Annotated in this window: 8 protein-coding genes; all 8 read left to right on the top strand. The window is 41.3% G+C overall.

Going from position 1 to position 10668, the window contains the following annotated elements; translation table 11 throughout:
- Positions 1–799 precede the first annotated feature (799 nt).
- The 8 genes from L4D19_RS29715 to L4D19_RS29680 all read left to right on the top strand — a co-directional run bounded on the left by L4D19_RS29715 (position 800) and on the right by L4D19_RS29680 (position 10393).
- A complete protein-coding gene (locus L4D19_RS29715) occupies positions 800–1261 on the top strand; it encodes an SMI1/KNR4 family protein (protein ID WP_428455384.1) in 462 nt (153 codons plus the stop codon).
- 672 nt (positions 1262–1933) lie between these two features.
- Entirely contained in the window at positions 1934–2857 is a 924-nt protein-coding gene (locus tag L4D19_RS29710) for a hypothetical protein (protein WP_428455383.1), read from the top strand.
- Between the two features lie 592 nt (positions 2858–3449).
- The gene (locus L4D19_RS29705; protein ID WP_428455382.1) at positions 3450–4031 is read left to right on the top strand and encodes a GNAT family N-acetyltransferase; all 582 of its coding nucleotides are present in this window, start codon (positions 3450–3452) and stop codon (positions 4029–4031) included.
- A 593-nt stretch (positions 4032–4624) separates the two neighbouring features.
- On the top strand, positions 4625–5269 hold the full coding sequence (locus L4D19_RS29700) for a hypothetical protein (protein ID WP_428455381.1): 645 nt from the start codon (positions 4625–4627) through the stop codon (positions 5267–5269).
- Positions 5270–6342: 1073 nt separating this feature from the next.
- A complete protein-coding gene (locus tag L4D19_RS29695) occupies positions 6343–7068 on the top strand; it encodes a hypothetical protein (RefSeq protein WP_428455380.1) in 726 nt (241 codons plus the stop codon).
- Positions 7069–7776: 708 nt separating this feature from the next.
- Positions 7777–8646 carry an FRG domain-containing protein gene (locus tag L4D19_RS29690; protein ID WP_428455379.1) on the top strand — a complete coding sequence of 290 codons (870 nt, stop codon included), beginning with the start codon at positions 7777–7779 and terminating at the stop codon, positions 8644–8646.
- A gap of 612 nt (positions 8647–9258) precedes the next feature.
- Positions 9259–9729, top strand: coding sequence for a hypothetical protein (locus L4D19_RS29685; protein WP_428455378.1), 471 nt, complete (start codon positions 9259–9261; stop codon positions 9727–9729).
- 130 nt (positions 9730–9859) lie between these two features.
- Complete coding sequence (locus L4D19_RS29680; RefSeq protein WP_428455377.1) at positions 9860–10393, top strand: hypothetical protein; 534 nt, start codon at positions 9860–9862, stop codon at positions 10391–10393.
- Positions 10394–10668: the final 275 nt, after the last annotated feature.

The raw sequence follows: 10668 nt of genomic DNA, 5'->3' as shown, positions 1-10668 counted from the left end.
TGCAAATGTAGTTGGCTTTAAGGTGTTGATAGTTATTATATCCCGTGAGGATTAGTGAGTGCTGTATCGCACGGTTGGTGCCGGAGTACGCTGAGAGTTCGGCGGCCAAGTAGCATTATCACAAGTGGAAATGCCTAACAAAGCAATCAAGGTGACCCGTTACACTCGGCAGTTTTGGTTTGGAGTTCAGTGTGTTTTGTTAGTTTGGTGAGGGGCACCTTATTGCAGGCGTTATGGCTTATCAAGCACGGGCAACGGGTGCTTGCTTCAATAGTTCCGGGTCAAGCTTAGCTGCTGTCTAGCCAAACTTGTTACGCGATATACCTGAACGCTTCTCGGTATAACGCACTGTGAATGTGGCTGGTTTTGTCCGCAGCACGCTTGATTTTGCACTTGCATTTGTAGTCAGAGTCACCTGAAACATCATCGAAATAGAACGGTTAAAATTGGGCTTAAGATGATTAAGTTCCAGCTATAGGCAGCGTTCCTCGAAGCTTCCGCATTAAATAAGTTAGTAAGGTGCATTTCTTTGCCAAGTTGCCATTGGTTTTGCTGGTAATTTCATGAAGCTATGTATCAATTTCAGCAAGTTTGTATTAATCAGGTAAACTGTTTAGCGTTTTCGCAGGCCTATCTGTAGCGGTGGTGTGTTTGGTAAGTGGCTGGGTATTATTAAGCTTGCCATAACAAAGCAATCAAGGTGACCCRTTACACTCGGCGGTTTTGGTATGGAGTTYGGTGYRCTTTGCTRGTTCAGTGTGGGGCACCTTATTGCAGGCGTTATGCAAAAAGGAAWATAATGAACATCGCAAAGATACAAGTAGAAAGAGGGYTATCGCTACCAAGTGATTATCTTGATTTTCTTATGACTATCGAGGGTGGTGAAGACTACTGTTTCAATGAATATCCAGATGAATACCCAGATTTTGAAGGAAGGTGCTGGGCATTTTTCGATGAAGAACTACTTTCTGAAAACATAGACATGCTTCAAATTGGCACTGCTCCAACCCATAGGCAATTAGAGCTTTATCTTAAGTGCTACCAAGAGTTTTCTAATAGTAAYTTTGTTCACTCCTCTGATGGTATGTTGCCAATTGAAAGAGTTGCTARTGGTTTTGTAATCGCCGAGGAAAATGGTGATCTTCTATATCTTGATCCCGAAGACCAATTTTCCGTTTGGATCTTTCACCATGACGGTAGTGACGTGAAGAARGTATCTGAATCAATTAGTAAATGGTTAGCACAAGCAACCATTGCATAACAAGGCAATCAAGGTGACCCGTTACACTCGGCGGTTTTGGTATAAAGTTCAGTGTGCTTTGTTAGTTTAGTGYGGGGCACCTTATTGCAGGCGTTATGGCATAAGGTTGCACAGGCAACGTGGTGTTTGCTTTTCGTTCTGTGGGTCAAGCTTAGCAGCTACCAAGTCGTTCTTTGCAGGCGATATACCTGAACGCTTTTCGGTATAACGAACTGTGAAATTGACTGGCTTTSTCYGCAGCACGCTTGATTTGCCGACAGTTCACTTTGTTAGTAATKCTGAAACTTCAYCGAAAGAAAACTATCAATTTAGGCTCCTGGTTAACAAGTTTCAATCCTTAGAAATTTTTCTCGAAGCTTCAGATTAATATCTGTTAGTAAAAAGCGATTCATTGTCCAGTAACCGCTGATTTTTGATAATYAGTTCMGGAAGTTATAAACCAACGCCATCCCGGATTATAAAGTTAGGTTAGGATGTTTGGCGTTCGAGCTGATGATTCTGTAGCGGTAGCGTATCTGGTAAGTGATTCAAMCCCCTTGAGTTTGCCATAACAAAGCAATCAAGGTGACCCGTTACACTCGGCGGTTTTGGTATGAAGTTCAGTGTGCTTTGTTAGTTCAGCGCAGGGCACCTTATTGCAGGCGTTATAGCGCACAGATAGAGGTTTAGATTTTGGAATATTTTGCTCTACTTGGAAATGTTAACCGCTCGATATTGAAAGTCGATTTTGGCTCAGGCTTTAAAGTAGAGTCAATTGAGGTTGAAGATTTTATCCATTTCTGTAACGAAAACCTCGTATTTAATGATGTAGAAAATAAAATGGACTACCCATGGAGTTGTTTACAATCATATTCAGAACCTCCATCAAATAAAGTTTATGTAATCAAAAAACATTTGCCAGACTATCCCATCTTTGAAGGCGGTTGGGGTGATCTAGATAGCAGAATTAGTAACCTGCCAAAAGAAAGAGAATTTGAAGAGTCTGTTTCAAGTTATATCAACCACAAATTAAATCTTTTACGTTTACTGTCCGACGGTGATATCAAGGTTGCTTTTGAGGTCTTCTATCGAGAAGTTGACGGTGAAATTGAGACCATAAGCGCTAGTGAATGTGATAAAACAAGCTGCAATCAAATGTTCAGTTTATTCTATTCTGATTATGGTTTAGTCAATAGTTTCCTTTGCAAGCATTCAATTGAGACACTTCCAAAGTATATTAGGTTTGCCCTAAGTAATTATGAGAAATCATACTTTACTAACCATATTGAGTTTGACTTCTTGGCACTGATGATTGCTCTGGAAGCTATCTTTAATGACTCTAAATCTGAATTGACGCTCAGGGTGTCACGCGGTTGTGCCGTCTTGCTCGGAAAAGACGAAGAAGATGCAAAACAAATGTTTAAGCAAGTTAAACAGTTTTATGAAAAGCGTTCTAAGTTGGTTCATACTGGCGACATTGGCTTGATTAGTAAAAGAGATGTGCACGAACTTCGATTTATTGTTAGCAGAGCACTATTCAAAGTTATGGGGTTAAACTTACCCAAGCATGAGTTGTCTTCGAAGCTGATAATGAAATGGTTTGGTGAAAGTTGGTAGAAGCGCTATAACAAAGCAATCAAGGTGACCCGTTACACTCGGCGGTTTTGGTATGAGGTTCTGTGCGCTTTGTTAGTTTAGTGCGGGGCACCTTATTGCAGGCGTTATTTGACTATGTTTAACTGTAATCGAGGTTTAAGGTTTGTTAAGTAAATTAATTGGCTTAATTTTAATCATAATAGGTGTAATTTCATTTTATACAGGTTATTCATTCTTTTGTTTGCCGTTTTTTTTAATTGGTATTGGTATATTTACTGGGGTTATGGACAATAGCCAGTCAAGTAAATCTGTGTTCATGCCAACTTATGATGATTTTGATTGTTGTGATTATGATAATTATAGTCAAGGCAGTGACTCCGATAATAGTAGTGATTAACACTAAATAATGATCATATGAATTGTTTGTGCTCAATATGATTGGTTCTGGCTGAGAGTGTATTTATTCGTAGAGATTAATTAAAGCTATAAGCTACGATTTTATTTTTATCGTCAAGGTAAATAATAGTACAGCCTAACATAGGTTATTTTTGTGTGTGCTAATAGTCAAATAACAAAGCAATCAAGGTGACCCGTTACACTCGGCGGTTTTGGTATGAAGTTTAGTGTGCTTTGTTGGTTCAGTGCGGGGCACCTTATTGCAGGCGTTATGCAGCTTTACAAAACAGGAGTTCAGGTGATAAGAAAAGTAGAAATTTCTGATGCGGATAGCTTGTTGGCTCTGATGTATAAGCTGGATGAAGAGACCAAATTTATGATGTTTGAACCCGGTGAACGTAACACCACCGTTGAAGAGCAAGCTAAAATCATAAACTCTTTCATTGTCTCAAAATCTAAAGCAATGTATGTGGCTGAGATTGAGGGAAAGATTGTTGGTTATACCGTTGGCATTGGAAATACAGCTAACCGAAATAAGCATTCAATGTACTGTGTCATTGGTATACAGCAGAGTCAATCTGGTAAGGGTATAGGTTCACAGCTACTCCGTTATTTGGAATGTTGGGCAAGAGAACATGGTTTTTCCAGAATGGAGCTTACTGTTATGGAGCACAATGTCAGAGCCAAGTGTTTGTATCTGTCTCAAGGCTTTGAAGTTGAGGGAATCAAAAGAAACTCGTTAATCATCGATGGTAACAGCGTTAATGAGTATTACATGTCTAAATTACTTGCTGCATAACAAAGCAATCAAGGTGACCCGTTACACTCGGCGGTTTTGGTATGGAGCTCAGTGCGCTTTGTTAGTTTAGCGTGGGGCACCTTATTGCAGGCGTTAGGCATGGGAAAGACTGCTTTTTGATCTGGTCGTAACCACATCGCCCAAGAACGGGAAATCTTAGGTCATTCGTTCATCGTAGGGCTGTCATTAAAGTTCGGGAAATGCAGGTTGCTTCGTTCTTAGTTGCCTCAGACGATGGCAATAGACATTCATAGTTCCTTCGATACACCGCTGTGAAAGGCTTGTCGTTTACTTAACCCATCCGTTCAGTGATGCAGCCTCGATTAGCACCTCACCAGGCTGTCATGCAAATGTAGTTGGCTTTAAGTTGCTGTTAGTTATCATGTCCCGTGAGGATTAGTGAGTGCTGTATCGCACGGTTGGCGCCGGAGTACGCTGATAGTTCGGCGCCAAGTAGGAAGGTCGCATGTGGAAATGCCTAACAAGGCAATCAAGGTGACCCGTTACACTCGGCGGTTTTGGTATGAAGCTAGGTGTGCTTTGTTAGTTTAGTGCGGGGCACCTTATTGCAGGCGTTATGAATTAGGTGAAAAATGGATAAGTTACTTTTAAAGTTGTTTGATATTATTGATGCTAAGTTTGGAAGTTGGGCTTATTACATTGTTGCGGTTATTATTGGTATGTTTCTAGCTATTTTATTATATGAAAAATATAACTTAGCAAAGATAAAATATAATGCTAATAGTTTTAAAAAATTCGAATTGTTTCTATCTGTTTTTGATTCAATGGAAACCAAATCCCCAATTGTGATTGAGCAAGGTTTTTTAAACTATTTTGGTTTTTATTTATCCAATAGTGAGATTGTAAATTGTCTTGATAGCTTAAAGCCTACTGAGTTTATTAATGATCTAAAAAAGGCCTCGAACTTGGTTGATTTCGTAAGTGGTAAGTATAAATCAAAAGCTCTTTTTCCACTTTCAATTAGAAAGTGGTTCTCGAATTTTGCATATATGATAGTGTGTTGTTTAGGCTTTGTATGCTATTACTACTTTATAACAGACCTAAAAATAGCCTGGTTAATGCCAATAATATTGTTATCATATTTGGGGTATTTGTCGCTCGGTTTAATATCGTCTAGCTATGCCGCGATTAGAATTTGTTCTGGTTATCCTAAAAGAAATACTAATGATAATGTGCTGATTTTGAGTGAAAAATTCATAACAAAGCAATCAAGGTGATGCGTTACACTCGGCGGTTTTGGTATGGAGTTCAGTGTGCTTTGCTAGTTCAGTGGGGCACACCTTATTGCAGGCGTTAGGCATGGGAAAAGCCTGCTTTTTGATCTGGTCGTAACCGCATCGCCCAAGAACGGGAACTCTCAGGCAATTCGTTAATCGAAGGGCTGTCCTTAAAGTTCCGGGAAGGGCAGGTTGCTCCGTTCTTTACTGCCTCAGGTCATGGCAATAAAGCATCGCGCTACTCATCGTGACATGGCTGTGAAAGGCTTGTTGTTAACTTAAACCATCAGTTCGGTGGGGCAGCCTTGATTAGCACCTCATAAGGCAGACATGCAAATGTATTTGGCTTTAAGGTTCTGATAGTATTGAAGTTACTTGAGATTTAGTGCGTGGTGTATCCTATGGTTGGCGGCGGACTGCGCTGAGAGTTGGCCGGTCAAGTAGGAATTTCACATGTGGAAATGCCTAACAAAGCAATCAAGGTGACCCGTTACACTCGGCGGTTTTGGTTTGAAGTTTAGTGTGCTTTGTAGGTTCAGCGTGGGGCACCTTATTGCAGGCGTTAGGCATGGGAAAAGCCTGCTTATTGATCTGGTCGTAACCTCGTCGCCCAAGAACGGGAAATCTTAGGCCATTCGTTCATTGCATGGCTGTCCTAAAAGTCCAGAGAAATGCAGGTTACTTCGTTCTTTGCTGCCTCTGGCGATGGCAATAAGCATTCCTAGCTTCCTCGATACACCGCTGTGAAGGGCTTGTCGTTTGCTCAACCCGTCGGTCAAGTGATACAGCCTCGATTAGTATCTTATTAGGCTGTCTGCACATGTAGTTGGCTTTAAGGTTTTGGTAGTGTTCATGCCACTTGAGGCTCTACGGATGCTGTATCCCATGTTTGGCAGTGGAGCATACTGAGAGTTCCCTGGCCAAGAAGGGATGTCACAAGTGGAAATGCCTAACAAAGCAATCAAGGTGACCCGTTACACTCGGCGGTTTTGGTATGGAGTTCGGTGTGCTTTGTTGGTTTAGCGTGGGGCACCTTATTGCAGGCGTTAAGTTGCTCAAATTGGAGGTGTATTTTGGGTGGTAGTAAAAAATATAAAGGAAAGCTTTGCGTATATTGTCGAGTTAATCAATCAACGACAGCCGATCATGTTTTCCCACGAGAGCTATTCCAATTAGAACACCGAGGCTTGCTACCTAAAGTACCATCATGTGAGAAGTGCAATAACGAGAAATCAAAGTTAGAGCACTATCTAACAGCAGTTTTGCCATTTGGTGGAACTCATATAGATGCTGAAACAGCTTTAAGTGTTGATGCTGCGAAGCGACTAAAAAGAAACCAAAAGCTACAAGATAGGCTTCGGGAATCGGCAAAAGACATAGTTTTACAATCTAGTACAGGCACTGTTGAAAATAGATTAGCTGTTGCTTTCGACTCTGATTCACTACATAACCTTGTCGGGTTTATTGGAAGAGGGCTAATTTGGCATCACTGGGGAGCTTACCTCCCAATAGAAAGCTCGTTTAAAGTGTTCACACCATCTGAGGCCGGGATAGAGTTTTTACATAATCTATTTAACTTATCCACTAAGTACCGTGTTAACACGACATCATTAAGTGTTGATACTGTTAGGTATAAAGGGGTTATGAGTGAATCTGATATGGGGTTGTCCGTTTGGGCTATTCAGTTTTTAGGAGGGACGACGGTTGTTGACGAGGACTCAAACTCAATATTCAAGAACAGCTTCGTCGCAATGGTAACAGGTAGCCCTGAGTCGCTAAGTAAATTAGAGCTTGTTTAAACAGCAACTTAACAAGGCCATCAAGGTGATGCGTTACACTCGGCATTTTTGGTATGGATTCCGGTGCGCTTTGCTGGTTCGATGGGGCACACCTTATGGCTGGCGTTATGGCGCAGGGGAGTACAGGCAACGTGGCTGTCGCTTCACCATCACTGGGTCGTGCTTAGCAACTAGCAAGCCGCAGTTTTCCAATTCTGTTATGGTGTTGGATGTTTACAATGAAACCAGCCTGAGTTGGTATCTGTCCGCGGCACGCACGATTGCCGTTCTAAGGTGGCAGATTTCACTCAACCGGTAAGATCCTACATTCTCTTTATTTTATTTAATTTTTGTTGGTTCTAGTCCGTAGTACGATCGATTGTTATTTTGTTCTAGCTGAATTTCTCCTTTATGCACCGATATACACTGTTAAAAAGAGGGACGTTCTTTTCGGGTAGGCTCTTAATTTAGTTTTAAGTCCGTTTCTCTTCCGAGTTAGTATTGCTCAAATCCCCACCAAAAGACTCAGGTTAAAGTTGTAGCTACCTGAAACAAATCACAAAATTGCGATCTCTCAACTTCCTATTCATTAAGTGATGTATGATGCATAAATCATATGGCAGGTAAATGATCCTGTTCGGCGGTAGCGTGCCTGATGTGTGTCTTGAATTCCTTGAGCGCGCCATAACAAAGCAATCAAGGTGACCCGTTACACTCGGCGGTTTTGGTATGAAGTTCAGTGCGCTTTGTTGGTTTAGTGCGGGGCACCTTATCGCAGGCGTTAAGCATATAGATATAGAAGATAGGATCATGACTAGTAAAAATGTATCATCTGTTTCTGAGTACTTAGAGTTTATTGAAAAAGATAGTATAAGTAATGTTCTGTATAGAGGGCAGAGATTTGAGGGAGGGTTAATCCCTGGATTGTTCCGGGCCTTTCCTAATTATTCGGTAAAAAAATTACTTCATGTAGAAAAAGAGTTGCTACATAAACTCAAGACCTATGGAGCTAGAAAATTAACTCGAGAGTATGATAACCCGTGGTATTTACTTTCAGAAGCACAGCACTTTGGGTTGCGAACGAGATTACTCGATTGGACGACAAATCCCCTTGTTGCATTATGGTTTGCATGTTCGACATCTCCAAGTCTAAATCGAACCTATGTATATACGTTTAATTATGATGAGGGGAATATTGTGTCCGAAAATAGTAGTCCTTTCGAAACAAAAGGTATAACTGTTTATCAGCCTAAACTTTATCACGAGCGTGTTGAAGCCCAGTGTGGTTGGTTCACTGCCCATGAACCAATAAAAAAAGTTAATGGCCACTATATGGACATGGAAGAACAAGTTCCAAATCAGGTAAACGAAATCATAATCTCTGGTTTAGAGAAGAAAAAAATCATGAGAGAGTTGGACCGCTGCTCTGTAAATGAGAAAACAATGTATCCTGAATTAAGTGGTTTATGCAGTTATATCAATCACCTGCTTGTTGATAAGGTTGTTCAGGAACAAGAGATACGCGAAGAAGCAGAGCGTGAAAGTCAAGAGCTAATGTTAGAAGAAAAATATCGTGATTGGAATTTCCGCAACAAGTAATATGCTTAACAAAGCAATCAAGGTGACCCGTTACACTCGGCGGTTTTGGTATGAAGTTCGGTGTGCTTTACTAGTTCAGCGTGGGGCACCTTATTGCAAGCGTTAGGCATGGGAAAAGCCTGCTTTTGAATCTGGTCGTAACCGCATCGCCCAAGAACGGGAAATCTTAGGTCATTCGTTCATCGTAGGGCTTTCCTTAACGTTCGGGGAAATGCAGGTTGTTCCGTTCTTTGTTGCCTCTGACGATGGCAATATACATTCCTAGCTTCTTCGATACACCGCTGTGAAAGGCTTTTCGTTTACTTAACCCATTCGTTCAGTGATGCAGCCTCGATTAGCTACTCGCCAGGCTGTCATGCAAATGTAGTTGGCTTTAAGGTGTTGATAGTTATCATGTCCCGTGAAGATTCGTGTGTGCTGTATCCCATGGTTGGCGCCGGAGCGCGCTGAGAGTTCGACTGCCAGGTAGTGAAGCCACAAGTGGAAATGCCTAACAAAGCAATTAAGGTGACCCGTTACACTCGGCGGTTTTGGTATGAAGTTCGGTGTGCTTTGCTAGTTCAGTGCGGGGCACCTTATCGCAGGCGTTATGTGCTAATGGAGTAATCCGTAATGAATGATGATCAATTATATCCAGACTGGTTGTATAAAAAGCTTATTGACAGTGATTTTCCATGGCATAAAAAGGCTAGCTTGAGTCTGGAAGCTTTCTTCGAAAAATATACGTTGCATGATTCATATTGGGTCGGTGTTTTTCATCATGTTGATCTTTCTCAATCCGTAACAATTGCGTTTCAGTGGGATTCCGTATGGCTTCCAGATGAAATTAAAGAAGGGACATCATCTGTTGATGATTGGCCATATCTTATCTTTCAATTGGAAGGTGCAAAAGAAGTGACTACTGCAAACTTCGTAGATATTGATGGAGTAAGCAGAGCAATTAGTGGCGCTGAAGTCTTAGAACTAGATGGCGAGAAACACTTGGCAATAGATGATGTTTACGGTGGGCAAGTTAATGTGGTTTTTTCTGGAAAGTGCTCAATTCTAGCTCTAAATCCGGATGAGAGTGTGCTTAAGATTTAAGGGTAGTACGCACATAACAAAGCAATCAAGGTGACCCGTTACACTCGGCGGTTTTGGTATGGAGTTCAGTGTGCTTTGATAGTTCAGCGCGGGGCACCTTATTGCAGGCGTTATAGCGATAGAGGTAACAATGATTTGGGAATCTTCCGATTGGAAAGAACCCTTGCTTGAAAGTGCATCTCGGTTAGAGCAATTAAGTACCTCAAGTGAGATTGATGAAACAGGGTTCGTACAAATTGAAAAAGATGTATTTATTGGGTTCTATGCAATCAGGAAGCTGATGGAAACAGCGAAAATTTCTGACTCAACCAAAAACTTTGCCATAGATCTGAAATGCTACCCTAACTTAAAAGCTGTCGATTATATGAATTGGCATAAAGTCGATGAGCTATATGATCTTAGTGGCAAGCAGCGTGAAACCAAATCCCTTAGAGTCCTTTGTAATTTTATCGTACACAGTTATATTTTCATGCCTGAGCTATCAGATGATGGTCGTCTGGTAAGTTTTTATGTAACTTCTGACAAAGACCGAAATAAAAAACTGTATTCAGTTTCTATTGAACAAGTTGTAGAGATATTCCAATTGGTTGGTAACGACTATCCAAGAAACACTAAGATGACGAGAAACCCTAAAACTGGTGACTTGGACATAGAGTCGTGGTGAAAATCGCTATAACAAAGGTATCAAGGTGACGCGTTACACTCGGCATTTTTGGTATGGAGTTTAGTGGGCTTGGTGAGTTTATCGTGGCGCACCTTATCCCAGGCGTTATGCACCTTAGAGCCAAGTTCCTCAATGGTAGAAGGTTCATCGTTCAATACCACGACTTCTCTGGCTATTTGTTCAGCGAAAGGCTGCTTGAAAGTTCAGAGAACAGCAGGTTGTCGTTTTCTTTGCCGCCCTTCACCCTGGCAATTCAGCAGTGAGTTTCCATCGTT

Origin of the sequence: Photobacterium kasasachensis (assembly GCF_050336885.1) — a bacterium.
Classification (GTDB): domain Bacteria; phylum Pseudomonadota; class Gammaproteobacteria; order Enterobacterales; family Vibrionaceae; genus Photobacterium; species Photobacterium kasasachensis.
Note: the sequence above shows the minus strand (reverse complement) of the source record. Positions and strands in the feature narration are given on the sequence as shown.